Source organism: Xanthomonas campestris pv. campestris str. ATCC 33913, from assembly GCF_000007145.1.
Lineage (GTDB): Bacteria > Pseudomonadota > Gammaproteobacteria > Xanthomonadales > Xanthomonadaceae > Xanthomonas > Xanthomonas campestris.
This window is the reverse complement of the sequence record NC_003902.1, coordinates 2592647-2618604: the sequence shown is the minus strand read 5'-3', so window position 1 is coordinate 2618604 and position 25958 is coordinate 2592647. Positions and strand designations below refer to the sequence as shown.

Sequence of the window (25958 nt, the reverse complement as noted above, 5' to 3'; positions counted from 1 at the left end):
CGATGGCTCTCGGTATGACAATTGCTCGCGGAGCGGAGTGTCGCATCAACGCCGCATCGACTGCATTGGTCAGCTCAGTGAAATACGGATCGCGGCCGCCGCAGCCAGCGGTGCCAAAACCACGCCGATCACCAGGCCGGCCCCCAACAACAACAACGCACCCACCGCATCCTGGCCTTGTCCGCTGGCTGCCACACTGCCGGCGCCGAACACCAGCACCGGCACATACAGCGGCAACGCCAGCAGCGCCACGAGAATACCAGAGCGTTTCATGGTGACTGTCAGCGCTGCAACCACGGCGCCGAGCAGGCTCAGAAGCGGTGTTCCCAGGGCCAACGATGCCAGCAGCACGGGCAGTTGGTCATGTGGCAGGTGCAGCAATTCGCCCAGCAACGGGGTCACCGCGATCAGCGGCAGTGCGCTGGTGGCCCAGTGCAACAGCACGCGCACCGCGATCAACCAGGCCAGCGGCACCGGCGCGAGCAGCCATTGCTCCATCGAGCCGTCTTCGACATCGCTGCGGAACAGCGCATCCAGCGACAACAGCCCGGCCAGCAGCACCGACAGCCACAGCACCGCCGGCGCGGCCTGCGCCAACAGGTCCGGGCGCCCGCCCAGGCCCAGCGCGAACAGCACCACGATCAGCAGCGCAAACAGCGCCGGTTGCAGCGCATCGCTGCGGCGGCGCCACAGCAGTTGCAGGTCGCGGCGCACCAGCGCCCGCCCGGCCTGCCACAGCGAGGGTTGCGGCGAATGCGCGCTCATGCGGCGGCCTCCAGGGTCAGCATGCGCGTGCGCACCGGCGGCGCGGCATAGGCGCCGTGCGTGGTGACCAGGGCCGCGCCACCGCCACGCAGATGCGCGGAAATCATCCGGTTGACCAGGGTGATGCCCTCCAGATCCAGGTTGGCATAGGGTTCGTCCAGCAACCACAGCGGGGCCGGCGAGAGCCACAGCCGGGCCAGCGCCAGCCGCTTGCGCTGGCCGGCCGAGAGCTGCCGCACCAACGCATCCTCGTAGCCGGCCAGGCCCACGATGGCCAGTGCACTGCCAGGCATCTGCTTGGCCCGCCGGCCGTGCAGGCCGCACAGGAAATGCAGGTTTTCCAGCGTGCTGAGGTCGGCCTTGAGGCCGGGCAGATGCCCGAGGTAGGCCATGAAGCGGCTGCGGTCGCCACGGCGAGCGGTCTTGCCGTCGATCAGGATCTCGCCGCGCTCCACGTGCAGCAGCCCGGCCAGCACGCGCAGCAGCGTGGTCTTGCCGGCGCCGTTGTCGCCTTGCACCAGCAAGGCCTCGCCGGCATCGACATGGAAGTCCAGCGGGCCGAACACCGGCTCCTCGTTGCGGCTGAAGGCCAGCGCGCGCGCAGCCAGCAGCGGCGGCGCAGTGTGGAGCGGATCGATCATCGGCGCAGCGGGCTCCCGTCGCAGGACGGCATGGGAAGGGCGGGACAGGGCGCGCATTGTAGCGGCGATGCGTACGGCCCGGGGCCGCGCATGCGGTGTGATGTGTCCGGGAACGCTGTTTTGCGCATCGCCCGGCGCACTGGCTGGGCGGGTTTGCGTACACTCGCGGTCCCCTGTTTGTCGACCGGAACCGCGCGATGCCCGTCACGACCAAGCTGCCCAAGGTGGGCACCACCATCTTCACCGTCATGTCGCAGCTGGCGGCCGAGCACGGCGCGGTCAACCTGGGCCAGGGCTTCCCGGATTTCGCGGTGCCGCAGCGGCTGGTCGACGCACTCGGCCAGGCCATGGCCGCCGGACACAACCAGTACCCGCCGATGACCGGTGTGGCCGCGTTGCGCCAGGCCATCGCCGGCAAGGCGCAGCGCTGCTATGGCGCGCAGGTGGATGCCGACACCGAAATCACCGTCACCAGCGGCGCCACCGAGGCCATCTTCAACGCCATCCACGCGGTGGTGCGCGCGGGCGAAGAAGTGATCGTGCTGGACCCGGCCTACGACTGTTACGAGCCGGCGATCGATCTGGCCGGCGCACGCGCCGTGCACGTGGCACTGGACCCGCAGACCTTTGCCGTGGATTGGGACGCGCTGCGCGCGGCGATCACGCCGAAGACGCGCTTGCTGATGATCAACTCGCCGCACAATCCCTCCGGCGCGATGCTTTCGGCCGCCGACATGCAGACTCTCACCGAGCTGCTGCATGGCACCGACATCTTCCTGCTGTCTGACGAGGTCTACGAGCACATCGTGTTCGACGGCCGCCGGCACGAATCGGTGCTGCGCTGGCCGGAATTGCGCGCGCGCGCGTTCGTGATTTCCAGCTTCGGCAAGACCTACCATTGCACCGGCTGGAAGATCGGGTATGCCATCGCGCCGCCCGCGCTGAGTGCTGAATTCCGCAAGGTGCACCAGTACAACACCTTCACCAGCTTCGGCCCGGCGCAGCACGCGTTTGCCGCGATGCTGCGCGACGAACCCGAGCACGACGAACAACTGGGCGCGTTCTATCAGGCCAAGCGCGACCGCTTCCGCGAGCAGCTGCTGACCACACGGCTGGTCCCGCTGCCGGTGCCGGGTGGTTATTTCCAGCTGGTTGACTATTCGGCCATCAGCGACCTGCCCGACACCGAGTTCGTGAAGTGGCTGACGGTGGAGAAAGGGGTGGCGGCGATTCCGCTGTCGCCGTTCTACGAAACCGCACCGGCCGGGCAACGCCTGGCGCGGCTGTGTTTCGCCAAGAACGATGCCACGTTGGATGCGGCGATTGCGCGGTTACAGCAGCTTTGAGGAGCTGGGATTCGGGAATCGGGATTGGGGATTCGCAAAAAGCATAGCCATCGCCTGGCGTGATCCTGATCTCTGCCCGTTGACCTCGCGCCTGCTGGTGCCGCTTTTCCCGTTCCCCACTCTCGATTCCCCATTCCCGAGCCAACCATGCACGACCTGCGCATTTCCCTCGTTCAAGGAAGCACCCGCTGGCACGATCCAGCCGGCAATCGCGACTATTACGGCGCGTTGCTGGAGCCGTTGGCCGGGCAGAGCGATCTGGTGATCCTGCCGGAAACCTTCACCAGCGGGTTTTCCAACGAGGCCATCGACAAGGCCGAAGACATGGACGGGCCCACCGTGGCGTGGATCCGCACGCAGGCCGCGCGGTTGGGTGCGGCGATTACCGGCAGCGTGCAGTTGCGTACCGAGCACGGTGTGTTCAACCGGCTGCTGTGGGCCACGCCGGATGGGGCGCTGCAGTACTACGACAAACGCCACCTGTTCCGCTTCGGCAACGAGCATCTGCGCTATGCAGCCGGGCGCGAGCGCCTCTGCGTCGAGTGGAAGGGGTGGCGGATCAATCCACAGGTCTGCTACGACCTGCGCTTTCCGGTGTTTTGCCGTAACCGCTTCGATGTAGAGCGCCCGGGCCAACTGGATTTCGATCTGCAGCTCTTCGTCGCCAATTGGCCTTCGGCACGTGCCTACGCCTGGAAGACACTGCTGCGCGCGCGTGCGATCGAGAACCTGTGCTTCGTGGCGGCGGTCAATCGCGTCGGGGTGGACGGCAACCAGTTGCACTACGCGGGCGACAGCGCGGTGATTGATTTCCTCGGCCAGCCGCAAGTGGAAATCCGCGAACAGGAACAGGTGGTGACCACCACGATCAGCGCGGCCGCGCTGGCCGAGCACCGCGCGCGCTTTCCGGCGATGCTGGATGGGGACAGCTTTGTGCTGGGCGAGTAGGTGTGGGCGGGGATTGGGGAGTCGGGATTGGGATTGGGGGTTTGCAAGGGCGGGAGTTCTGACGCCTGATTTATCTGCGGGCTGCTTCCGCCTGGAGCAGCTGAAAGCGGCTCGTCGTGGAACACCTGCGTTTCCGTTAATGCGTAGGCCGCTTCGGCGCGCGACGGCTAGCGCCTGACATTGCATTGCGCTTGCCTGGGCTGCCAGCCGCTAATCACTCGGAAGTGGTGGGCGACTCTCCCTGTTCGCTCCGCGCTTCGCAGCTACTGCGCGTGCTTGCCGGCCGCGGCGTGCGGCAGTGGTGTGAGCCGGATTTCATAGAGCATCGGCCAACGTTTGCCGGTGACGAACAAGCGGTCGTGCTCGGCGTCGAATGCGATGCCGTTGAGCACATCGTTGGTGGAGTCGGTCAGTGCGTCGGCGTCCGGCACGAGCGCTTGCAGGTCGATCCAGGCCACTACCTTGCCGCTGGCTGGATCGATGCGCGCAATGCGCGAGGTCAGCCAGACATTGGCTAGCAGCTCGCCGTTGACCCATTCCAGCTCGTTGAGATTGTCCAGCGGCCGGCCGCCGGCGGTGACCTTGATGCTGCCGACCTGCTGCAATGTGTCCGGATCCAGTTTGCGGATCACGGCGGTGCCGTCGCTCATGTACAGGTGGCTGTCATCGCTGGTCAGCGCCCAGCCTTCGCCCGGATAGCGGAAACGCGCGCGTGGCGTCAGCGTCGCCAGGTCGTAGACGAAGCCTTCGTGGTTACGCCAGGTCAGCTGGATCAGGCGGTCGCGCCAGGCCACGATGCCTTCGCCGAAATACGGTGGCGGCACCTCGGCGCGTTGCAGGATGCGCCCTGTTTCCAGGTCCACCTTGCGCACGCTCGAACGCCCGGTCTCGCCAGTGCTTTCGTACAGATGGCCGCGCAGATAAAACAGGCCTTCGGTAAAGGCAGTGGTGTCGTGCGGATAGCGCTTGACCACGCGATAGCCCTGCGTCGGGACCGGGTCGCGGGCAACTGCCATGGCCGGCAGGAGTGCGAGGATGAGTAGCAGGGCAGGGACGAGACGTGGCATGAGGTGATCATCCCATGCCGGCCAAGACCGAATCCAACCGCACCGCGATCTGCTCGATCAACGCCGGATGCAAAGCCACCTGCGCGTTGGGATGCGGCATGCAGAGCCAGTGATCCCGTTGCTTCCGGTGCGCGGCGACTAACCGGCTGCGCAAGGCTGCATCAAGCGCACCTATGCATCGAAGATGCAGGGCCATTGATTCCGATTGGGCAGTCGACAATGCAACGGCCCCCAGCGGCGGCTCGGCCTTGCGCCTTCGCGCCGCCAGCGCTTCGCTCCGACGGTGGAGCCCATCGGCACGGGATGCCACGCGGTGAACTGCGCCGCCCGCGCCTTGCACGCGCCCCAACGATTCGCTGAACCGGCGCTTGCACGACGCAAGGACCTTGTCGCGGCCGCCACACCGGCGCTGCTAGGCTCGCGCCACGTCCATCACCGGAAGCTGCACATGATCAAGTCGTTCTCTCTGTTCGCGCTGCTGGGCGTCGCCACGCTCGCGCCGCAGGCCCAGGCAGCAGGCAACATCGACTGCAAACTGTCGTTCAATCTCGAAGGCTGGTCGGTGTTCTACAAGACCGCCAGCGGCACCGGCACCATCACCTGCGACAACGGTGCGGTGATTCCGGTGAAGATCTCCAGCAAGGGCGGTGGCCTAACAGTCGGCAAGTCCAAGATCACCGGCGGCCGCGGCACCTTCTCCGGTGCATACAGCCTCAATGATCTGCTGGGCACCTATGCGGCCGCCGAGGCGCATGCCGGCGTGGTCAAGTCCAGTACCGCACAGGTCGTCACCAAGGGCGACATCTCGCTGGCCCTGGCCGGGACGGGCGAGGGCGTAGATCTGGGCGTCAATGTAGGCAACTTCGTGATCGAGCGTCGCAAGTAAGACGCAGCAGATCGCGCTGAAGACGGCACTGCACACAACAAGCGCATCTGTACGCGAGAGGCTTTGTTACCTAGAGATAGGTAACAAAGCCTCTAGAGGTCTGTAGCGATGGCGGCAGTGCGTTGGCCGCACTGACTTTGATTGACGAGTGAAATGATGTCGGGATGGCAGCGACATTGCGCGGATCGAGTGAACTTGATCAGACCGGCAACTAGTCGGACGGCCGCACGGCATGCACTGCTCACACATGCACACCGACACTCTGGACTGGTCCTTGCCCGCCCACCGGCGCGGGACCTTATGCGGCATGGATGCCGTAGAAGAGCTTACATGGACGTACTTGCAGCGTGTCCCGCGCCGGTGGACGGGCTAGGGCCCTGCAGCCAAGCCGCAGATCAGCCGCTCTGCAAGTGATCTATCCGCACTGTCCAACCACTCCAAGACAAAAGAAGACAATCGAAATGTCGAGTCTTAGCCGCATTTAGATGGAGTCAAAAAGCTTGGTTAGTCGAGGGCGCGTTGCCCTCACCGCTTGCGGGACACGCCGCAAGTACGTCCATGTAGGCTCGGTGGCGGCATCCATGCCGCCACACGGTCCCGCAAGCGGTGAGGACATCGCACCTGGCAACCTGGTTGTGTGCTGATGGGAACCACAAAGCCGGCCGCGCCCGCAGAGCGGTGTTCCGTTGGCCGCTCTAAAGCTGCCTCGCGTGCCGGTTCGCTGCGAGCCACTGTTAACGTCTCACGCTTACTTCGATGTATCGCGTGATTCAAGCAGACATGATCCAAGCGATAACGAAAAACGGCCCTTCGCAGGGCCGTTTTTTTATTGCACGTCTTGTAGCTTAGCGACCGCGATTGCCGCCACCTGGTGGCCGACGGTTGCCGCCGCCCGGCGGACGGCCGCCCGGGCCGCCGCGCGGTGCGCCGCCAGGACCGCCCGGTCCACGTGCGGCACCACCCGGGCCACCGGGGCCGACGGTTGGCATCTTGGCCATGATTAGTGCCGGGGTGGTCGCCGTTTGTACGACTCGTTGGCCGGCCGTGCGGCGCCATACGGGCTGAAACCCGGGTTGGCGTGATCGGACGGGAAGCTCGGCGCGTTGCCCGGGTGGCCGTAGGGGTGCTTGCGCTGGCCTTGACCTTGACCCTGCGACTGACCTTGCCCACCTGCCGCGCCGCGGCCCTGGCCGCCAGCGCCCGGGCGTGCACCGCCCGGACCCTTCTTGGCGTAGGGACGCGGCTGGCCGGTGCCGGCGCCGCCCGGACCTGCGTTGCGGTGGCCGCTCGGGCCGGTGCTCACGCCATCGGGCACATACCAGCTGCGGAACGCGGCCGGGTTGCCGTCCGGCAGCGAGCGGTCGCCCTTGGCCGGGCCACGCTGCTTGAACGGGCGCTGCTGCGATTGCTTGGCAGCGGCTTCGCCGCTGACCGTCAGGCCGCCCTTGAAGCCGCCGGGCTTGCCGCGGCCACCACGGCCGCCGCGATCCTCGCGCAGGTTGTCGAAGCGGCGCAACTCACGGCCTTCATCGGCGCCGGAGGTCTGGCCGTTGACGTAGGCATTGCTGCGGCCGTCGCGCGACACGTGCACGGTCGACTTGGCGGCGCGGCGCTGGCCGATCACCGGCTGCAGCGTCAGTGCCGACGGCGCGCCTTCTTCCAGCTTGAGTTCGGCGCGCAGGGCGTCGACCTTTTCCTGTGCCAGTTCCACCGATTGCCCGCGCAACAGCTCGCGTGGCAGCGACACCTTGCCGTAGCGGGTGCGCTTGAGGCGGCTGACCTGGCAGCCTTGCGACTCCCACAGGCGGCGCACTTCGCGGTTACGGCCTTCCTTGACCACCACGCGGAACCAGTCGTGCGAATCGGTGCCACCGATGCGTTCGATCTCGTCGAACTTGGCGCCGCCGTCTTCCAGCAACACGCCGCGCGAGAGCCGCTCGATCATGCTGTCGGGCACCTTCTCTTCGCCTTCCGGGGCGCGCACGCGCACCACGTACTCGCGTTCAACCTCGTAGGAGGGGTGCATCATCGCGTTGGCCAGCTCGCCATCGGTGGTGAGCAGCAGCAGGCCGGTGGTGTTGATGTCCAGGCGGCCGATAGCGATCCAGCGCGAGCCCTTCAGCGCCGGCAGCGACTCGAATACGGTCGGGCGGCCTTCGGGATCTTCGCGGGTGGTCACTTCGCCTTCGGGCTTGTTGTAGACCAGCACGCGCGAGGATTCGGTCAGCGCGCTGGCGACGAAGCTGCGGCCGTCCAGTTCGATCTTGTCGCCGCTGCGCACCGACATGCCGGTCTGCGCGACGGCGCCATTGACCTTGATCAGGCCATCGGCAATGCGCTGCTCCAGCGCGCGGCGCGAGCCCAGGCCGGCCTGGGCCAGCACCTTGTGCAGGCGCTCTTCCAGTTTCGGCGCTTCGGGCGCGCTGTCGCGCTTGAGGGAAAGCTTGTTCAACGACAGCTTGCGGGGGGTGTCACTCATGTGTCTGGCTCCGGCCGACGCGTTCTGGGTCGGCCTCTGGGTCGGAATCGGCTTCGTCAACAGCCACGGTCGTCGTCGCGACGGCGTTGTCTTCGTCTTCGTTCACTGCATCCGCGCGCGTGCCCGGCGCGGTGTCGGGTTCGTCCTCGCGGGCGGTCTGTGGGTGGTGCGTGTTCGGGTCCTGCGCCGCGGTGGCCGCGGGGTGCTGCGGTGTTGCATCGATCGGGTCGTGCGCCTCGGCAGCGTTGTCTGCGCTGTCGCTGCCATGGCTCCGCGCTGCATCGGTGCCGGCGCCGGTCGTTTCGACCTGGGTGGCGTCTCCGTCGGCTTGCGGCTCCACGTCTGCATCTGGCGCTGCATCGGTGGGTGCTGCTGCGCCGTTGTCGTCGCTATCGGCATCGGCATTCGTTGCATTGCCGTCGTTGTCTGCTCCGGCGACATCATCAGCGCCGTCGTCGTCGGCGTCATCGCTCTGTTCGCCATCAGCCTGCTCTGTATCAGCCGGCGCGGTCTCGTCTTGCGACATCGCGGCCGCGGCGGGCACCGGGCCGTCCAGCTGGCCGTCGCGGTCCAGCGGCAGCTGCGGTTCCAGCTCGGCGATGTCCTTCAACTCAGACAATGGCGGCAGCTCGTCCAGCCGCTTGAGCCCGAAGTAGTCCAGAAAGCCCTTGGTGGTGCCGAACAGGGCGGGCTTGCCGGGCACGTCGCGGTGGCCCACCACGCGGATCCACTCGCGTTCTTCCAGGGCCTGGATGATGTTGCTGCTCACCGCCACGCCGCGCACCTGCTCGATTTCGCCGCGGGTGATCGGCTGGCGGTAGGCGATCAGCGCCAGGGTCTCCAGCGTGGCACGGGTGTACTTGGTGCGACGCTCGGTCCACAGCCGCGCCACCCAGCCGTGCAAGTCGGCCTTGACCTGAAAGCGGAAGCCGGACGCCACTTCCACCAGTTCCACACCGCGCTCGGTGCAGCCCTCGCGCAGCAGTTCCAGCGCGCGCTCCACGCTGCCGGGCGGTGCCGGCTCTTCCTCGGGAAACAGCCCTTGCAGCTGCGCCAGCGTCAACGGCTGGCTGCTGGCCAACAGGGCGGCTTCGATAATGCGGGTGATCAGCGCTTGATCCATTCGGTGATCGGCTTCAGGTGGGTTCGTTGGCAGCGTCGCTGTCGTCGAATTCGCTGGAGAATTGCAACGGCGCATTGGTATTGCCCAACGCCAGCGACTTCACGTAGATCGGCGCCAGCGGCGCTTCCTGCACGATGTCCAGCAACTGCTCCTTGGCCAATTCCAGCAACGCCAAAAAGGTGACCAGCACGCCGAGCTTGCCTTCCTCGGCAGTGAACAGCGATTCGAATCGGTAGAACTTGCCGTCGTCCAGACGGCTGAGCACATCGCCCATGCGCTGGCGCACGCTCAGCGCCTCGCGCTTGATCGCATGCCCGGTAAACAGTTCGGCGCGTTTGAGCACGTCGTACAGCGCCATCAGCATTTCTTTCAGATCCACCGGTGGCGGCAGCTTGACCGCGGCGCGTTCGGGCAGATGCGCCTGCACCGGCGCCGAGTCGCGGCCCATGCGGGGCAGGGTGTCCAGATCCTCGGCGGCCTGCTTGAACCGCTCGTATTCCTGCAGCCGGCGCACCAGTTCTGCGCGCGGGTCGTCTTCTTCGCCTTCCTGGCTGGGCGGGCGCGGCAGCAGCATGCGCGACTTGATCTCGGCCAGGATCGCGGCCATCACCAGGTATTCGGCCGCCAGTTCGAAACGCAGCTCCTGCATCACGTTGATGTAGTCCACGTACTGCCGGGTGATCTCGGCGACGGGAATATCCAGGATGTCCAGGTTCTGACGGCGGATCAGGTACAGCAGCAGGTCCAGCGGACCTTCGAAGGCGTCCAGGATGACTTCCAGCGCGTCCGGCGGGATATACAGATCCTGCGGGATCTGCAGCACCGGTTGCCCATGCACGACCGCCAGCGGCATTTCCTGCTGCTGCGGTGGCGCGCTCGTGGCTGGCGGATTCGCGTCGTGCGCGAGTTCGGAATTCATCAGGTCGACATCGGGTCTTGCGGTCGCCGGCCACGGTACGGAGCCGTGCCTGCAGGGCTTTGCCTTGAGTTATTGCGATCAATGTCGTGCCTGCTTCGGCACGATCCCACAAATCCACATACGCCGGTCCGCATGCAATCAGGCGCCGCGTGGCAGGCGGCGACGGAACAGCGGGGAGGTCGTCTACGCGGGCCGGCGGTGGGCAGCGAATCGGCCGTCGAGAGAAGCGTTGAGCCTGGGCCGACGGGCCGCTGCGTCCGGTTGCGTGTGCAGTGGTGTCAAGGGTAATGCGTGGGTGGGGGCGGTGTCCAGCGCTGGCGCGGCTAGAATTGGCGGGGTGATCTTCCGATGTGGGCGAGGTGGCGTGTGTGGTACGTAATCGAAGGCTATGACCGGGCCGATGCCCTGGCGGCACGGCAGCAGGCGAGACCGGCGCATCTGCAGCGCCTGCAGGCACTGACGGCAGAAGGGCGGCTGCTGGTGGCCGGCCCATGCCCGGCAATCGACGCCGAGGACCCGGGCCCGGCCGGCTTTAGCGGCAGCGTGATGATTGCCGAGTTCGCTTCACTGGAGGCAGCACGCGCGTGGGCCGATGCCGACCCGTATGTGGCGGCCGGGGTGTATGCGCGGGTCGACGTCCGCCCGTTCCGGCGGGTGCTGCCATGAGCCGGGTCGACCGCATCCGCGCCGCGCTGCAGGCCGCGCTGGCACCCGTCGAACTGGAGGTGGTCGACGACAGTCATCGCCATGCCGGGCATGCGGGCGCGCGGGATGGGCGTGGGCACTTCAATGTGCGCGTGGTCAGCAGTGTGTTCGCCGGCAAGGCGCCACTGGCGCGGCACCGTGCGGTGTACGCCGCGGTGGGCGAGATGATGCAGACCGATATCCATGCGCTCTCGATCGAGGCGCTGGCGCCTGGTGAGGCGGGGTAGGGCGACCGTTCGGTCAATCCGGTTCTGACTGGTTGGCCGGAAGCGATTGCGAGGCAGGACCATGCTGGTTGCAGCTTTCTTGTGATCTCCAAGATCGGGGCCGCAGCTGCCTGAATCATCAAGCGGGCGGTCAGGCTGACGCTCGCCAAGCGCGCACGACTCGCGCCTTTGCCCAAGCGAATCAAGGCGCTGCTGGCCCTGCGCGACGCCTGCAAACACTGACCTGTCCGCTGCTGTCCATGCGTCAGTCGCGGCGTCATCCCGTGGCGCCAACGAGACCGGCGTCGCGCTTCGTCTGTGGAGCAATCGCTGCGGGGTTGTTGCGACGCAGCATACTTATTCACGCATCCATCACTTCTAGATGCTTGATCTGTAAGCGTTTTCACAAGCCCATTCACAGGGGTTTACGCCTCCGTATGAAAACGCTTACAGTCCGCGCCAGATTTTGGGAAGTCGGTCGCGGAGGGCGACCCGAATGGCCAAAGGTGCGGTCACCATCAAAGATGTCGCTCGAGAAGCACGCGTCTCCGTTGCCACGGTATCGCGGGCGCTCAATGGGCACGACAACGTCGCCGGGCCGGTGCGCCAGGTGGTCCTGGACGTGGCCGAACGCCTGCGCTACAGCCCGCATGCGGCGGCACGCAGCCTCAGCAGCCGGCGCACCCAGACCCTGGGTGTGGTGCTGCCTGATCTGTACGGCGAGTTCTTTTCCGAACTGATTCGCGGCATCGATGGGGCGGCGCGTGCGGCCGGGCAGCATTTGCTGGTCTCCAGCTACCACGGCGATCCCGAAGCCCAGGGCAGGGCGCTGCGTTCCATGCGCGGCCGCGTGGATGGCTTGCTGGTGTTGTCCCCGTACGCCGAGCAGCCGGGTTTTCTCACCGACAACCTGCCGCAGGCACTGCCCACCGTCCTGATCAACGCGCATCTGCCGGGCGCCGACTACCCGGTGCTGAGCATCGACGACCACGCCGGCGCAATGGCGATGACCGAGCACCTGCTTGCTGCCGGGCACCGCCGCATCGCCTTCATCGGCGGGCCGGCGCTGAACTTCGATGCGCGCGAGCGCTTGCGCGGCTTCCGTGACGCGATCGCCGGCCATGCGGGCGGAGCGGAGGGGCTCGAATTCGCCGGCGACTTCGACGAAGCCTCCGGCCATCGCGCCGGCCTTGCCATGCTGGCCGCCGGGGATCTGCCCGATGCGGTCTTCGCTGCCAATGACATGACCGCGCTCGGCTGCCTGTACGCCTTCGCCCAGGCGGATGTGTCGGTGCACGACGACGTGGCGCTGGCCGGGTTCGACGACATCCCGCTGGCGCGCTTCGTGCACCCCGCGCTGACCACGATGCGGGTCAGCATTGCGCGCCTTGGCGAGCAGGCGATGACCCGTCTGATGCGGCTGGTGGACCAGCCCGGCCACGACGACGGCATCCGCCAGTTGCTCACCCCGGAGCTGGTGGTGCGTGCGTCCTGCGGAGCCGGCGAGCCCGGCGCCTGACCCTTTTCGCGGACGTCCTGTCCGCTCCCGCTGCCTCCCCCGCAGCGGTTGTTCCTGCAAGACCTTAGTGCCCACAACAACAAGATATCGATCCCTGGAGGGACCAATGAGCCACCACCACCCCCATTCCGCCAGCCCGGCGCGCAAGCTGCTCAGCTGCGCCCTGGCCAGCTGCCTGTTGCTGGGCGCCGCGCCCGCGTTCGCGCAGAGCACCGCTGCGACCATCCGCGGCCAGGTCACGGTCGACTCCGCACCTGCTGCCCAGGCCCAGGTCACCGCCACCAATCTGGCCACCGGCCTGACCCGCACCGTGCAGGTCACCAATGGCGGCTATTCGGTTGGCGGCCTGCCGCCGGGTTCGTACCGCCTGGATGTCACCGCCAATGGGCAGACCACCTCGCAGAACGTCACCGTGCAGGTCGGCCAGACCGCCACCTTGAACCTGGGCGTCGGCGGCGAGCCGGCCACGGCCGCAGGTGGTAACGCCACCACGCTGGACGCGGTGCAGGTCAAGGCGCCGCCGGTGCTGGTGGAGACGCGCACCTCCGAGAACGCGACGTATATTTCCAACGTGCAGATCCAGAACCTGCCGCGTGCCACGCGCAACTTCCTGGAGCTGGCCGACACCGTGCCGAACGTGCAGTTCACCCGTGATGCCAACGGCACCACCAAGGTGCGCTCGGGCGCCACTTCGGCTGAAGGCACCAATGTCTACATCGATGGCGTCAGCCAGAAGAACTACGTGCTGACCGGCGGCGTCAGCGGCCAGGATTCCAGCCGCGGCAACCCGTTCCCGCAGTCGGCGATCGGCGAATACAAGGTCATCACCTCCAACTACAAGGCCGAGTTCGACCAGGTCAGCGGCGCCGCCATCGTGGCCTCGTCCAAGTCCGGCACCAACGATTTCCACGGCAGCTTCTTCTGGGATACCAGCAACGATGGCTGGCGCGAAGAGAGCCCGCTGGAGAAGAAGGCCGGCGTGCGCGACGACTTCGAGGAAACCCAGTACGGTGCGACCTTCAGCGGCCCGATCCTCAAGGACAAGGCACATTTCTTCATTGCCTATGAAGCCAAGGAATACACCACCCCCAACGTGGTGATTCCTGGCTCGATCTACTCGGACCGCATCGACCAGCTGCCGGCGCAGCTGCAGCCGCTGGTGGCTACCTACAGCACCCCGTTCAAGGAAGACCTGTACTTCGGCAAGATCGACTGGACCATTGGCGACAACAACCTGTTCGAGCTGACCGGCAAGTACCGCAAGGAAGACGAGCTCAACGACGTCGGCCAGACCTCGACCTTCGAGCACGGTAGCGTCAACGGCCAGGAAGAAAAGCGCGCCAACCTGCGCTGGCAGTACAGCGGTGCCAACTTCCTCAACGAAGCCAACCTCAGCTACGAGAGCGCGTTCTGGAACCAGGCGCCGCTCAACGACGGCACGGGCTACGTGCTCAGCTACACGCCCAACCGTGGCAACGAGACCGACGTGCTCGCTGCCGGCGCCGGCAGCAGCTTCCAGCGCAAGGGCCAGAAGGGCTGGACCTTCCAGGACGACCTGACCTTGAACAGCCTGGAATGGCATGGCGCGCACACCGTCAAGATGGGCGTGAAGTTCAAGAGCATCGATCTGGATTCCACCCAGTTCAACCCGGCCAACCCGCAGTACTACTACAACATCCTCTCCGATGTCGAAACGCCGTACCGGGTGCGCTTTGGTGCGCCGTTGACCGAAGGCGGCGGCTCGGTGGTGTCCAAGAACAAGCAGTACGGCATCTACCTGCAGGACGACTGGGAGGTCAACGAGCACTGGACCTTGAACCTGGGCGTGCGCTACGACTATGAAGAAAGCCCGGCGTTCCTGGACTTCGTGACCCCGTCGGATGTGGCCGGTGCGCTGCAGAACTGGCCCAACCTGCAGAACGCCAACTACAACATCAACAACTTCATCAGCACCGGCAACAACCGCAAGGCGTTCAAGAACGCCTGGCAGCCACGCCTGGGTGCGTCGTACGACCTGTTCGGCGACCAGGCCCACGTGATCTACGGCGGTGCCGGGCGTGCCTATGACCGCAACATCTTCGACTACCTGGCGCTCGAGCAGCTCAACAACTCGTTCAATTCGTATAGCTACTACTTCACCAGTGCCAACAACCCGGCCTGCCTGGGCGACCCATGTACGGCATGGAACCCGGCCTACAGCACGCAGGAAGGCCTGAACACCCTCACCGCCAACAGCGCCGGCGGCGGTGGTCGTGAGGTCTACCTGATCGACAACAACATCAAGACCCCGTACTCCGACCAATTCAGCATCGGCATGCGCAACATGGTGCCGCTATGGGGCCAGGACTGGTTCACCGACGTGACCCTGAGCCGGATCGAAAGTCATGACGGCTTCGCCTTCGTGCGCGGCAACCGGCTGCCCGATGGCTCGTTCTTCCTGCCGGGCACCACCTCCGGCTCGCCGACCGACGGCCCGGACGGCTACAGCGCCATCGTGCTCGGCACCAATGGTGTGGAAACCCGCAACAACCAGCTCGCGTTGCAGATCGAGAAGCCCTACGACGAAGAATCCGGATGGGGTCTGACCGTGGCCTACACCTTCTCCGATGCCAAGGAGAACCGCCAGTTCGGCGAGCACTACGCACTGGACCGCGAGCGCGTCGAAGACTACGGCTGGCGCGAGGCCGGCGGTATTGCCAAGAACCGTCTGGTCGTAACCGGCATCTACGAGCTGCCGTATGAGATCAAGCTGTCCGGCAAGTTGTCGCTTGCCAGCCAGACCGCGCGCTACGGGCAGAACTGTCTGGCCGGCAACGACCAGTGCTACATCGTGCAGTTCAAGCCGGACGGCACGCTGGGCTACAAGGAGTTCAGCATTGCGGCCAATAAAGAATGGGATACCGGTGGCGGTGTCAAATTCAACGTCCGTGCGGATATCCTCAACGTGTTCAATTGGGTGAACTACGCCAACTTTAACGGCGAGACCGGGACACTCGGTGACTTGAACACGGCATACGGCACGCCAACCGGCGTGCTGGCATCGCCGATGCGCACCTTCCGTCTGGCCTTCGGTCTGAACTGGTAAGGAGCACGCGACCGTCCTGGCAGGTGCCAGGACGGTCGAAGTCGGCGCCCGGATAGGGTAGGTTTGCGTGCGAGATGTAATCGATTACACGAGTGGGGGGCGGATGAACAGGGGTAAGACATCGCGTTGGCTGGCAGTTCCACTGATGGTGGGGGCGCTGTTGCTGGCGTCCTGCAAACAGGCCGAGGAGCCCAAGGTGGCTGAAAAGAAGGCACCCGTGAAAGTGATCCTGGTGGAAGCACAGATTCCGCCCAAGCCGGTCAAGCCGCCGCTGCCGCCGCTGTTTTCCGATATCGAACGCCGCACCTTCCAGTTTTTCTGGGACACCACCAACGAACTCAATGGGCTGTCGCCGGACCGGTTTCCCTCGCGTCCGTTCGCCAGCATCGCCTCGGTGGGCTTTGCGCTCACCGCGTATCCGATCGGTATCGAGAACGGCTGGGTCAGCCGCAATCAGGCGATCGACCGCACCTTGACCACCCTCAAATTCTTCCGCGATGCGCCGATGGGGCCGCAGCGGACCGGTAAGGCCGGCTACAAGGGCTTTTACTATCACTTTCTGGATATGCAGCAGGGCAACCGCTATGACAGCTGGGTCGAGCTGTCGAGCGTGGACACCGCGCTGCTGATGATGGGCGTGCTGTTCACCCAGTCGTACTACGACGGTGACGACCCGCGCGAAAAGGAAATCCGCCAGATCGCCGACACGCTGTACAAGCGTGTGGACTGGCGCTGGCTGCAGCAGCGGGCGCCGCTGATCTCGATGGGTTGGTTCCCCGAGAGCGGCTTCATCGACCACGACTGGATGGGCTACAACGAAGCCATGATGCTGTACATCCTGGCGCTCGGCTCGCCCACGCACGGCGTGGAGCCGGATGCGTGGACGGTCTGGACCCGCACCTACAACAACGACTGGGGCGTCTACCAGGGCCAGGAATACCTGTCCTTCGGCCCGATGTTCGGCCACCAGTACAGCCATGTCTGGATCGACTTCCGCGATATCCAGGACCAGTACATGCGCGAGCGCGGCATCGACTACTTCCTCAACAGCCGCCGCGCCACGCTGGCCCAGCGCGACTACGCCATCGATAACCCGATGAAGTGGAAGGACTATGGCGAAAACGTCTGGGGCCTCACCGCCGGCGACGGCCCGCAGAACACCAGCCAGGAATACCGCGGCGAGCAGCGCCAGTTCCGCCATTACTCTTCACGCGGCGCCGGCCTGCGCGAGAACTTCGACGACGGCACCATCGCGCCAACCGCGGCGATTTCCTCGATCGTGTTCGCACCGGAGGTGGTGATTCCGGCCACCGAAGAGATGCACAAGCGCTATGGCGACTTCCTGTATTCGAGCTATGGTTTCCTGGATTCGTTCAACCCCAGCTTCAACTACGACATCCCGCTCAAGACCGGGCGCATGGTGCCGGACCGTGGCTGGGTGGCCAGCGACTACATCGCCATCGACCAGGGCCCGATCCTGGCGATGATCGCCAACTACCAGAACGAATTTGTCTGGAACGTGATGAAGAAGAACGCCTACATCCGTACCGGCCTGGAACGCGCCGGCTTCACCGGTGGCTGGCTCACGCCCGACGGCGAGCCGCAGCCGCTGCCCAAGAAGGACGAGCAGGCCGCCGCAGCGCGCGCGCTGGGCATGGCCGAATCGCGTGCGGCCGCTGCCCAGGCGCAGCAGGACCCGTCGCAGCGGCAACACTCCTCGCAACGCCCCAAACCCGAGTAATCCGTGCGCCTTTTGAAACTGATGATGATGGCCGCCGCACTGTGTCTGGGTGCGGCGGGATGTGAACGTTCCGAGCAGGGCCAGACCACCGTGCGCTTCTGGGCGATGGGCAAGGAAGCGGAGGTGGTGGCCGAGCTGGTGGATGAGTTCGAGCGGCAGAATCCCGGCATCAAGGTGGATGTGCAGAACATCCCGATGACGGCCGCGCACGAAAAGCTGCTCACCGCCTTCGCCGCCGATGGGCTGCCGGATGTGTGCCAGCTCGGCAACACCTGGCTGCCGGAATTCGCGCTGCTGGACACGCTGGAGCCGATGCAGCCGTATGTGGCGCGCTCGAGCATCGTCGATCCCAAGGACTACTTCCCCGGCGTATGGGACACCAATCTGGTCGACGGCACCTTGTACGGGGTGCCGTGGTACGTGGACACGCGCCTGTTGTTCTATCGCAAGGATTTGCTGCGCGAAGCCGGCTATACCGAGATGCCCAAGACCTGGGCGGAGATGGAGCAGGTGATGGCGGCGATCAAGCGCCATGTCGGCCCGGACCGCTACGCCATCCTGATGCCGCTCAACGAGTTCGAGCAGCAGCTGTCGTTTGCGCTGCAGCAGGACGACCGCCTGCTACGCGACCACGATAACTACGGCAACTTCCGTGGAGAAGGCTTCCGCAAGGCGCTGGGCTTCTACGACACCATGTACCAGAAGGGCTGGGCACCCAAGGTCTCCGAGACCCAGGTCTCCAACGTTTGGTACGAATTCTTCAACGGCTACTACGCGTTCTACCTGTCCGGGCCCTGGAACGTGCGCGAGTTCAAGCTGCGCCAGCCGCCGGGCATGGAAGGCAAGTGGGGCACCGCGCCGTTGCCGGGCCCCAACGGCCTGGGTGCCGGCATTGCGGGTGGCTCCAGCCTGGTGATCTTCAAGTCGTCCCAGCACAAGGACGCCGCCTGGAAGCTGATCGAATATCTGTCCCAGCCGACCGTGCAGGCGCGCTTCCACGCCATCATCGGCGACCTGCCGCCGCGCCGCAGCACCTGGAAGTTGCCGTCGCTGGCCAATGACGAGCTGGCGCATGCCTTCGGCGACCAGCTCGAGCGGGTCAAGGCCACGCCGAAGGTGCTGGAGTGGGAGCGCATCGTGCAGGAGATGCGCCTGGTGACCGAGCGCGTGGTGCGCGGCGGGCAATCGCACGAGGACGCCGTGCAGGAATTGGACAAACGCGTGGACGAGATTCTGGCCAAGCGCCGCTGGATCTACGAACAGGAAGGCGGGCATGTCGGCCCGGCGGCCGCACCGGCCACGCCGATGCCTGCGCCGGCGAATGCAGCGGCTGAAGGAGCTGCCCGATGATGAAGCGCAACTCCGTGGCCGGCTGGGTCTTCGCCGCGCCGTCGATCCTGGTGCTGGGCATGTTCTTCGGCGTGCCGGTGTTCGCCGCGCTGGTGCTCAGCGTCACCGACTTCGACCTGTACGCACTGGCCGACAGCAGCCATCTGCGCTTCGTCGGCCTGGGCAACTACATCGAGCTGCTGCAGACGCCGCTGTTCTGGAAGTCGCTGTGGAATACCACCTACTTCGTGCTGCTGGGCGTACCGATGTCCATCGCGGTGTCGCTGGGCGCGGCGCTGCTGCTCAATGCCAAGGCTTCGCGGTTCAAGGCCTTGTTCCGCACCGCGTTGTTCGCGCCGGTGGTCACCACGCTGGTGGCAGTCGCGGTGATCTGGCGCTACCTGTTCCACATCAAGTACGGCCTGGTGAATTTCGGCCTGAGCCACCTGGGCATCGCCCCGATCGACTGGCTGGGTGATCCGCGCTGGGCAATGCCGACCATCATGCTGTTCGCGGTGTGGAAGAACTTCGGCTACAACATGGTGATCTTCCTGGCCGGCCTGCAGGCGATCCCGCAAGACCTCTACGAGGCGGCGCGCATCGACGGTGCCTCGCGCTGGAAGCAGTTCCTGCACATCACCTTGCCGATGCTCGGCCCGGTGCTGATGGTGGTCGGTGTGATCACCATCTCCGGTTATTTCCAGCTGTTCGCCGAACCCTATGTGATGACCCGCGGCGACCCACTGCAAAGCACCGTGAGCGTGCTGTATTTCATGTTCGAGGAAGGCTTCAAGTGGTGGAACCTCGGCCGCGCGTCGGCGGTGGCGTTCCTGCTGTTCCTGATCATCCTGACCGTGACCACCGTGATGCTGCGCTTCGGGCGCAAGAAGGACCTGATATGAGTCGTGATGTGGGCGAATCGCGCTGGAATGGCCTGCTGATCAATGGCGGGTTGTTGCTGCTGGCGCTGGTCAGCCTGGCGCCGCTGTTGTGGATGCTGTCGGTGTCGTTCATGCCCACCGGCGAGGCCAGCCGGTTTCCGCCGCCGATGCTGCCGTCGGCGTTCACCCTGGCCAACTACCACGAGCTGTTCGCCCGCACCGGCATGGCGCGCAACTTCGCCAACAGCCTGATGGTGTCGGGGCTGATCACGCTGGGCTCGTTGCTGATCAACACCATGGCCGGCTACGCGTTTGCCAAGCTGCAGTTCATCGGCCGCGAGCGCATCTTCAAGATCCTGATGGCCGCGCTGGTGATCCCGGCGCAGGTGGCGATGCTGCCGCTGTTCCTGCTGATGAAGCAGCTGCATCTGGTCAACAACATCGGCGGGGTGGTGGTGCCGGCACTGGCCACCGTGTTCGGTATCTTCTTGGTGCGCCAGTACGCGCGCAGCATTCCCGATGAGCTGATCGAAGCGGCACGCATCGATGGCGCCAGCGAGATGCGGATCTTCTTCCAGATCGTGCTGCCGATGCTCAAGCCGGTGCTTGTCACCTTGACCATCTTCACCTTCATGGGCTCGTGGAACGACTTCATGTGGCCGCTGATCGTGCTGACCGACCAGGAGCAATACACCTTGCCGGTGGCGCTGGCCGCATTGTCGCGCGAGCACATCATGGACGTGGAATTGATGATGGCCGGCGCGGTGGTGACGGTGATTCCGGTGCTGCTATTGTTCCTGGCGCTGCAGCGTTACTACATCCAAGGTCTTCTGCTGGGGAGTGTGAAGGGGTGAAGCCAATTTTCCTGCGACTGTTTGCCATGGCCGCTGTTGCCACCGCGGGTGCGGCACAGGCGCAGGAGCGCGTGCTCGACGGATTCAACGACATCGCCGCGTGGCGGCTGGTGGTCTCCAACCAGGTCAGCGGCTCGCTGCGCCCGGTAGCAACCACCTCCGGCGGCCACGCCTTGTGCCTGGACTACAACTTCAACGGCGTGTCTGGCTATGTCGGCATCCGCCGCAGCCTGCCGATCGAGTTTCCGGACAACTACCGCATTGGCTTTGCGCTACGCGGCGAGTCGCCGTCCAACGATCTGCAGGTCAAGTTGATCGATGCCAGCGGCGACAACGTGTGGTGGATCAACCGGCCGGGCTTCACTTTCCCCAAGACCTGGACCACCTTCAACTACCGCAAGCGCAACATCGAAAAGGCCTGGGGCCCAGGCGCGGACAAGCAGTTGCGCAGCAGTGCCGATGTCGAGTTCACCATCTACAACAAGGTCGGTGGCAAGGGCTCGGTGTGCTTCGACCGCCTGACCCTGACCCCGTTGCCGCCAGAGGACACCTCGCCGTTGAAGGCCGAGGCCATTACCGACACCGCACCGGCGCTGGAGCAGCGTCTGGCCGATGGCAAGCCGGACACCTTCTGGCTCAGCGGCGCAGTCAAACAGCAGACGGTGACCCTGGACCTGGGCAAGGTGCGCGAGTTCGGCGGTGCCATCGTGCAGTGGGTGCCGGGCCTGCAGGCATCGCAGTACGTGGTGCGGTCGTCCAGCGATGGGCGTAGCTGGCGCGACCTGCGCACGGTCATCGCCGGCGCCGGCGGCACCGATTGGCTGGCCTTGCCGGATACCGAGGCGCGCTACCTGCGTTTCGATCTCAAGGATGGTCCCAACTGGCGCTATGGCATCAAGGAAGTGCAGCTGCAGCCGCTGGCCTTCGCCGCGACGCCGAATGACTTCATCAAATCGCTGGCGACGCAATCGCCGCGTGGCAACTTTCCGCGCGGGTTTTCCGGCGAGCAACCGTACTGGACCATCCTCGGCCTGGATGGCGGCACCGAGCAAGGCCTGATCGGCGAAGACGGCGCGGTGGAAGTGGGCAAGGGCGGTTTCAGCGTGGAGCCGTTCGTCAGTGTCGGCGGCAAGCTGTTGCGCTGGGCCGATGTCAGCAGCGAACAAAGCCTGCAGGACGATTACCTGCCAATCCCCAGCGTCGACTGGCACCACGACCTCATGAACCTGCGCATCACCGGCTTCGTGCAGGGCACTCCTGATCAGGCACAGTTGGTCGCGCGCTATCAGCTGCGCAATACCGGCAAGGACGCGCGCGAGTTCACCCTCGCATTGGCGGTACGGCCGTTCCAGGTCAACCCGCCGGCGCAGTTCCTCAACACCCTGGGCGGCATCAGCCGCATCGAGCAGTTGTCGGTGGACGGGGCGCAGGTCAACGTCAACGGCAAGCCGCGCGTGTTTGCCGCGCAGCGGCCGGATGCCGCCTTCGCCAGCGCCTTCGACAGCGGCATGGATGTCACCCATCTCACCGCCGCGACGCTGCCCACAACCACGCAGGTCAAGGACGAAACCGGGCTGGCCTCGGGCGTGCTGGTGTATCGCTGGAAGCTGGAGCCGGGCCAGAGCCGCGAGGTTGCGCTGGTCATTCCGCAGACCGGCAGCGCGCAGCTGCCGGCCGGCTTCGATGCCGACAAGGCGCAGCAGCAAGTGGCCCAGCAGTGGCGCGGCAAGCTCGATCGCGTGCGCATCAGCGTGCCGGCCGAAGGCAAGCCGGTTGTCGATACGCTGCGTACCGCGTTAGCGCACATGCTGATCTCGCGCATCGGCCCGCGCCTGCAGCCGGGCACGCGCTCATATTCGCGCAGCTGGATCCGCGACGGCGCCATGATTTCCGAAGGCCTGCTGCGGCTCGGCCGCGAAGACGTGGTGCGTGACTACGTCGACTGGTTTGCGCCGTATCAATTTGCCGACGGCATGGTGCCGTGCTGCGTGGACGACCGTGGCAGCGACCCGGTGCCGGAAAACGACAGCCATGGCGAGCTGATCTTCAACGTCGCCGAGTACTACCGCTACACCGGCGACAAGCCGTTCCTGGAAAAGATGTGGCCGCACGTGCTCGGCGCGTACGACTACATGGAAAAGCTGCGCGCCAGCGAGCGCACCGAAGACAACTTCATGCGTAACCCGGCTTTCTACGGAATGATGCCGGTGTCGATCAGCCACGAAGGCTATTCGGCCAAGCCGGTGCATTCGTATTGGGACAACTTCTGGGCGCTGCGCGGCTACAAGGACGCGGTGATGTTGGCCGGTGCGCTGGACAAGCCCGACGAGGTTGCGCGCTTCAGCACCGCCCGCGACGAATTCAGCGGCGATCTCACCGCCTCGCTGGCGGCGGCGGTACGCCAGCATCAGCTGGATTTCCTGCCCGGTTCGGCGGAACTGGGCGACTTCGATGCAACCTCCACCACCATCGCGCTGGCGCCCGGTGGCGAGCAGCAGCGCCTGCCGCCGGAGCTGTTGAACAACACCTTCGAGCGGTACTGGAAGGAATTCACCGATCGCCGCGACAGCAAGCGCGAATGGAAGGACTACACGCCGTACGAATGGCGCAACGTGGCTGCATTCGTGCGCCTGGGCTGGCGCGACCGCGCCTGGGATGCCACCGCGTTCTTCTTCAAGGACCGCGCGCCGCAGCCCTGGAACCAGTGGGCCGAAGTGGTCTCGCGTACGCCGCGCACGCCGTTCTTCGTTGGCGACCTACCGCATGCATGGGTGGCTTCGGACTTCGTGCGCTCGGTGCTGGACATGTTTGCCTACGGGCGCGAGGCCGACGCCAGCCTGGTGATTGCCGCCGGCACGCCAACGCGTTGGTTCGACGGCAAGGGCATTGGCATTGCCGAGCTGCGCACGCCCTATGGCCGCCTCAACTACACCTTGCAGCGCACCGACAAGCAGCTGGTGCTGCAGCTGCAGCCCGGCCTGATCCTGCCGCCCGGCGGCGTGGTGTTTGCCTGGCCGTATCAGGGCGAACCGGGCAAGGCCAGCATCAATGGCGAGGCGGTGCAGTGGGAGAATGGCGAGTTGCGCATCCAGCAGTTGCCGGCCTCCGTGCAGATCGACGTGCCGAGCGCGGTGCGGCGGGCCGAACGGGCCGCGCAATGAACACGTGGCGCCGGTCGTTGCGGGCAACAACGTCGCGGCGCTATCGCGGCCGGTTCGGTGTGTTGATGGTGCTGGCCCTGTCCTGCACGGGTGCGCACGCGGAGCAAGCCAACGTCCAGAACGCAGAACAAACATCGCGCTCGCAGCAAACCGCCAGCGCGGCCCCGCGCGAGATGACCCTGGTCACCCTCAACCTGCATCACGACCGCGAAGACTGGCCGGCACGCCGTGCCTATATCGCCAAGGAACTCAAACAGCTGGCGCCGGATGTGATCGCCTTGCAGGAAGTGATCGAACGCCGCGGCAGTGTGGAGAATCAGGCCGCCTGGCTGGCCAGTCGGCTTGGCTACGCGTACACGTTCGCATCGGTCGACCCGCCCGGCGCGCCCAAGCGCTATGGCAACGCGCTGCTGAGCAAGCGCAGCGTGCTGGCCCAGCATCAGCGCCTGCTGCAACCGCTGGACGATTACCGCGTGGCCGCGCATCTGCAGGTTGATATGGATGGCCAGCCGGTCAACGTCTACGTGACGCATCTCAACGAGCGGTCCGATGCGCGCGGTGCGGCGACCCGCACCCGCCAGGTGGCCGACTTGCTGGACTTCATCGCGTCCAACAGCAACCAGGCGCCGGTGGTGATCGCCGGTGATTTCAACACTGCGGCCGATACCCTGGATCTGGAAGCGCTACGCAAGGGCTATGGCGACAGCTATGGCAGCGTGCACCGCAACAGCGATGCAACTGTCAGCACCTTGAACCTGCATGTGTTCGACAAACCCGCGCGCATCGATCACGTGTTCTTCCAGCAGAACCGCCTGCTCGCACGCGAGGCGCGCATCCTGTTCGACACCCCGTATGCCGAAGGCCGCTGGGCCTCGGACCATTACGGGGTGTGGGTACGCCTGCAATTCGCGCCGGAGACGGCTGCCGCCCCGTAGCAGCAGCCCTCGTCGTAGGAGCGTAGTTGGGCGCGATCAGGCTGCCTATTCCAGCTGTCAGTCGCGCAAGTCACCATTGCGTCCAGGTGCGCTCCTACAACGGTAGGACCGCATCAACTGCTGATGCGGCGGCCGCGCTCCCCCAACTCACCCATGCAGGCGCTGAAAAATCTGCACACCGGCCAGCCACACGCCCGCGCCGCTGCCCAGGTTGGTCAGCAGGAACGTCAGCACCACCCGCGACACACGATTGCGGTACCAGCCACGCAAGGTCTGTGCATCGTCGCGCAGGGTGAGGAAGTCGCCATAGGCCGGCTTGCGCATATGCACTTCGACCAAGGCGGCGAACGCGCCGGTCGGCACGCTCAGCCGGAACGGCTTGAACGGTGCCACCACCGCGGCGGTGAGAATGCTCAGCGGATGACTACCGGCCAATAGGCAGCCCAGCGCTGCCAGGCCGCCGGTGTACATCGCCCATTGCAGCAGCAGGTCCGCACCCATCGACATGCCGCCGCGCCAGAACCCGATCCCGATCCCGGCAACGATCACCGTCAGCATGCCCAGCGTGATCCAGGGAATACGCTTGCGCTGCTGCACGTATTCCAGCGACTCGCGCAGCGGGCCGGGCGCATCGGTGTCCTGCGCAAGGTGGCGGGCGAGCCCGGCAAGATGGCCAGCGCCGACCACGGCCAGTACCTCGCGCTGGGTGGGGCTAGCTTCTTCGCGCAGCCGCGTGGCCATGTAGCGATCGCGCTCGGCAATCACCGTCTCGTACAGCTCCGGGCTTTCGCTGGCGAAATCGCCGAAACTGGCCTCCAGCATGTCGCCTTGCTTGAGCTTTTCGATCTCTTCTTCGCCCACTTCGTCAGCGGCGAACAGCCCCGCCAGCAGGCCACCGGCCAGCTTCATCTTGCCGAAGAAGCCCAGCCGCCCGGAAGCACGTTTGAAGGTCAGCCCCACTTCGCGGTCGATCAAATGCACCGGCAGGCCCTGCGCACGTGCCAGGTTCACCGCTTCCTTCAGCTCCGCACCCGGCTCGATGCCCAACTGCTTGGCCAGGCGACGTTGGTAGGCGGCCAATGCCAGGTTGGCGGCGAACAGCGCCACGCGACCCTTCCGGATTACCTGCACCAGATCCAGGCGGGCGAGGGCATCGGGGTCGCTGAGCGCCTGCAGGCGCTGCGCGTCCAGCTCCACGGCCACCGCGTCGTACCGGCCGCTGCCGATCGCCCGCTGCACCGCGGCCACGCTTGCCAGCGAGACATGCGCGGTGCCGAGCAGGGTGTAGCGCACACCGTCGCGTTCGACGATGCGGTGCGGCTGGCCGGACAGCGCATCGTCCTGCAACACGGGGGTGATTTCGGTCAT

The 25958-nt window shown here is 65.5% G+C and carries 19 protein-coding genes and 1 pseudogene; 13 read left to right on the top strand and 7 right to left on the bottom strand.

All coding sequences use genetic code 11. The annotated features are described in order from the left end of the window. Positions 1 to 69: 69 nt before the first annotated feature. Positions 70 to 765, bottom strand: a complete 696-nt coding sequence (gene ccmB, locus XCC_RS11565; RefSeq protein ID WP_011037365.1) for a heme exporter protein CcmB — start codon at positions 763 to 765, stop codon at positions 70 to 72. Beyond that, complete coding sequence (ccmA, locus tag XCC_RS11560) at positions 762 to 1406, bottom strand: heme ABC exporter ATP-binding protein CcmA (protein ID WP_011037364.1); 645 nt, start codon at positions 1404 to 1406, stop codon at positions 762 to 764. The genes ccmB and ccmA overlap by 4 nt, the downstream gene beginning before the upstream one ends. A 197-nt stretch (positions 1407 to 1603) precedes the next feature. Between ccmA and XCC_RS11555 the strand changes: the two genes are divergently transcribed. Further along, the gene (locus XCC_RS11555) at positions 1604 to 2752 is read left to right on the top strand and encodes a pyridoxal phosphate-dependent aminotransferase (protein WP_011037363.1); all 1149 of its coding nucleotides are present in this window, start codon (positions 1604 to 1606) and stop codon (positions 2750 to 2752) included. 147 nt (positions 2753 to 2899) lie between these two features. Beyond that, complete coding sequence (locus XCC_RS11550) at positions 2900 to 3700, top strand: amidohydrolase (RefSeq protein ID WP_011037362.1); 801 nt, start codon at positions 2900 to 2902, stop codon at positions 3698 to 3700. A 263-nt stretch (positions 3701 to 3963) separates the two neighbouring features. Here XCC_RS11550 and XCC_RS11545 read toward each other — a convergent pair whose 3' ends face one another. Next, positions 3964 to 4767 carry a glutaminyl-peptide cyclotransferase gene (locus XCC_RS11545; RefSeq protein ID WP_011037361.1) on the bottom strand — a complete coding sequence of 268 codons (804 nt, stop codon included), beginning with the start codon at positions 4765 to 4767 and terminating at the stop codon, positions 3964 to 3966. 448 nt (positions 4768 to 5215) lie between these two features. Here XCC_RS11545 and XCC_RS11540 point away from each other — a divergent pair, with 448 nt between their 5' ends. After that, the gene (locus tag XCC_RS11540) at positions 5216 to 5653 is read left to right on the top strand and encodes a hypothetical protein (protein ID WP_011037360.1); all 438 of its coding nucleotides are present in this window, start codon (positions 5216 to 5218) and stop codon (positions 5651 to 5653) included. Between the two features lie 845 nt (positions 5654 to 6498). On the opposite strand, the pseudogene XCC_RS11535 reads toward XCC_RS11540, so the two are convergent. The 3 genes and pseudogenes from XCC_RS11535 to XCC_RS11525 all read right to left on the bottom strand — a co-directional run bounded on the left by XCC_RS11535 (position 6499) and on the right by XCC_RS11525 (position 10174). Next, positions 6499 to 8132: pseudogene (locus tag XCC_RS11535) on the bottom strand (pseudouridine synthase). Then, the gene (scpB, locus tag XCC_RS11530; RefSeq protein ID WP_019237609.1) at positions 8125 to 9255 is read right to left on the bottom strand and encodes an SMC-Scp complex subunit ScpB; all 1131 of its coding nucleotides are present in this window, start codon (positions 9253 to 9255) and stop codon (positions 8125 to 8127) included. Before scpB ends, XCC_RS11535 begins: the two are co-directional and overlap by 8 nt. 13 nt (positions 9256 to 9268) lie before the next feature. Then, positions 9269 to 10174 (bottom strand): segregation and condensation protein A, encoded by a 906-nt coding sequence (locus XCC_RS11525; RefSeq protein WP_011037357.1) that lies wholly within the window; start codon positions 10172 to 10174, stop codon positions 9269 to 9271. A 366-nt stretch (positions 10175 to 10540) separates the two neighbouring features. Between XCC_RS11525 and XCC_RS11520 the strand changes: the two genes are divergently transcribed. The 10 genes from XCC_RS11520 (at position 10541) to XCC_RS11475 (ending at position 24590) form a co-directional block, all read left to right on the top strand. Next, on the top strand, positions 10541 to 10840 hold the full coding sequence (locus XCC_RS11520; protein ID WP_011037356.1) for a YciI family protein: 300 nt from the start codon (positions 10541 to 10543) through the stop codon (positions 10838 to 10840). After that, positions 10837 to 11106, top strand: coding sequence for a BolA family protein (locus XCC_RS11515; protein ID WP_011037355.1), 270 nt, complete (start codon positions 10837 to 10839; stop codon positions 11104 to 11106). The genes XCC_RS11520 and XCC_RS11515 overlap by 4 nt, the downstream gene beginning before the upstream one ends. A 475-nt stretch (positions 11107 to 11581) precedes the next feature. Continuing rightward, complete coding sequence (locus XCC_RS11510; RefSeq protein ID WP_011037354.1) at positions 11582 to 12604, top strand: LacI family DNA-binding transcriptional regulator; 1023 nt, start codon at positions 11582 to 11584, stop codon at positions 12602 to 12604. Between the two features lie 106 nt (positions 12605 to 12710). After that, positions 12711 to 15689 (top strand): TonB-dependent receptor, encoded by a 2979-nt coding sequence (locus tag XCC_RS11505; protein ID WP_011037353.1) that lies wholly within the window; start codon positions 12711 to 12713, stop codon positions 15687 to 15689. A gap of 103 nt (positions 15690 to 15792) precedes the next feature. Beyond that, the gene (locus XCC_RS11500; RefSeq protein ID WP_011037352.1) at positions 15793 to 17430 is read left to right on the top strand and encodes a glucoamylase family protein; all 1638 of its coding nucleotides are present in this window, start codon (positions 15793 to 15795) and stop codon (positions 17428 to 17430) included. 3 nt (positions 17431 to 17433) lie between these two features. Further along, complete coding sequence (locus XCC_RS11495; RefSeq protein WP_011037351.1) at positions 17434 to 18780, top strand: sugar ABC transporter substrate-binding protein; 1347 nt, start codon at positions 17434 to 17436, stop codon at positions 18778 to 18780. Then, entirely contained in the window at positions 18777 to 19661 is an 885-nt protein-coding gene (locus XCC_RS11490) for a carbohydrate ABC transporter permease (RefSeq protein ID WP_011037350.1), read from the top strand. Before XCC_RS11495 ends, XCC_RS11490 begins: the two co-directional genes overlap by 4 nt. Further along, positions 19658 to 20494, top strand: coding sequence for a carbohydrate ABC transporter permease (locus XCC_RS11485; protein WP_011037349.1), 837 nt, complete (start codon positions 19658 to 19660; stop codon positions 20492 to 20494). The genes XCC_RS11490 and XCC_RS11485 overlap by 4 nt, the downstream gene beginning before the upstream one ends. Positions 20495 to 20520: 26 nt before the next feature. Then, complete coding sequence (locus XCC_RS11480; protein WP_019237611.1) at positions 20521 to 23655, top strand: discoidin domain-containing protein; 3135 nt, start codon at positions 20521 to 20523, stop codon at positions 23653 to 23655. A 62-nt stretch (positions 23656 to 23717) separates the two neighbouring features. Next, positions 23718 to 24590, top strand: a complete 873-nt coding sequence (locus XCC_RS11475) for an endonuclease/exonuclease/phosphatase family protein (RefSeq protein ID WP_043877892.1) — start codon at positions 23718 to 23720, stop codon at positions 24588 to 24590. Positions 24591 to 24737: 147 nt separating this feature from the next. Here XCC_RS11475 and XCC_RS11470 read toward each other — a convergent pair whose 3' ends face one another. Beyond that, complete coding sequence (locus XCC_RS11470) at positions 24738 to 25958, bottom strand: TraB/GumN family protein (RefSeq protein ID WP_019237613.1); 1221 nt, start codon at positions 25956 to 25958, stop codon at positions 24738 to 24740.

Bases quoted from the DNA above. Each gene is read 5' to 3' on its own strand.
- XCC_RS11470 (WP_019237613.1), bottom strand. From the start codon at position 25,958: ATGACCGAAATCACCCCCGTGTTGCAGGACGATGCGCTGTCCGGCCAG.
- XCC_RS11515 (WP_011037355.1), top strand. From the start codon at position 10,837: ATGAGCCGGGTCGACCGCATCCGCGCCGCGCTGCAGGCCGCGCTGGCA.
- XCC_RS11545 (WP_011037361.1), bottom strand. From the start codon at position 4,767: ATGCCACGTCTCGTCCCTGCCCTGCTACTCATCCTCGCACTCCTGCCG.
- XCC_RS11510 (WP_011037354.1), top strand. From the start codon at position 11,582: ATGGCCAAAGGTGCGGTCACCATCAAAGATGTCGCTCGAGAAGCACGC.
- XCC_RS11505 (WP_011037353.1), top strand. From the start codon at position 12,711: ATGAGCCACCACCACCCCCATTCCGCCAGCCCGGCGCGCAAGCTGCTC.
- XCC_RS11480 (WP_019237611.1), top strand. From the start codon at position 20,521: ATGGCCGCTGTTGCCACCGCGGGTGCGGCACAGGCGCAGGAGCGCGTG.
- ccmB (WP_011037365.1), bottom strand. From the start codon at position 765: ATGAGCGCGCATTCGCCGCAACCCTCGCTGTGGCAGGCCGGGCGGGCG.
- XCC_RS11540 (WP_011037360.1), top strand. From the start codon at position 5,216: ATGATCAAGTCGTTCTCTCTGTTCGCGCTGCTGGGCGTCGCCACGCTC.
- XCC_RS11500 (WP_011037352.1), top strand. From the start codon at position 15,793: ATGAACAGGGGTAAGACATCGCGTTGGCTGGCAGTTCCACTGATGGTG.
- ccmA (WP_011037364.1), bottom strand. From the start codon at position 1,406: ATGATCGATCCGCTCCACACTGCGCCGCCGCTGCTGGCTGCGCGCGCG.
- XCC_RS11550 (WP_011037362.1), top strand. From the start codon at position 2,900: ATGCACGACCTGCGCATTTCCCTCGTTCAAGGAAGCACCCGCTGGCAC.
- XCC_RS11555 (WP_011037363.1), top strand. From the start codon at position 1,604: ATGCCCGTCACGACCAAGCTGCCCAAGGTGGGCACCACCATCTTCACC.
- XCC_RS11525 (WP_011037357.1), bottom strand. From the start codon at position 10,174: ATGAATTCCGAACTCGCGCACGACGCGAATCCGCCAGCCACGAGCGCG.
- XCC_RS11485 (WP_011037349.1), top strand. From the start codon at position 19,658: ATGAGTCGTGATGTGGGCGAATCGCGCTGGAATGGCCTGCTGATCAAT.
- scpB (WP_019237609.1), bottom strand. From the start codon at position 9,255: ATGGATCAAGCGCTGATCACCCGCATTATCGAAGCCGCCCTGTTGGCC.
- XCC_RS11490 (WP_011037350.1), top strand. From the start codon at position 18,777: ATGATGAAGCGCAACTCCGTGGCCGGCTGGGTCTTCGCCGCGCCGTCG.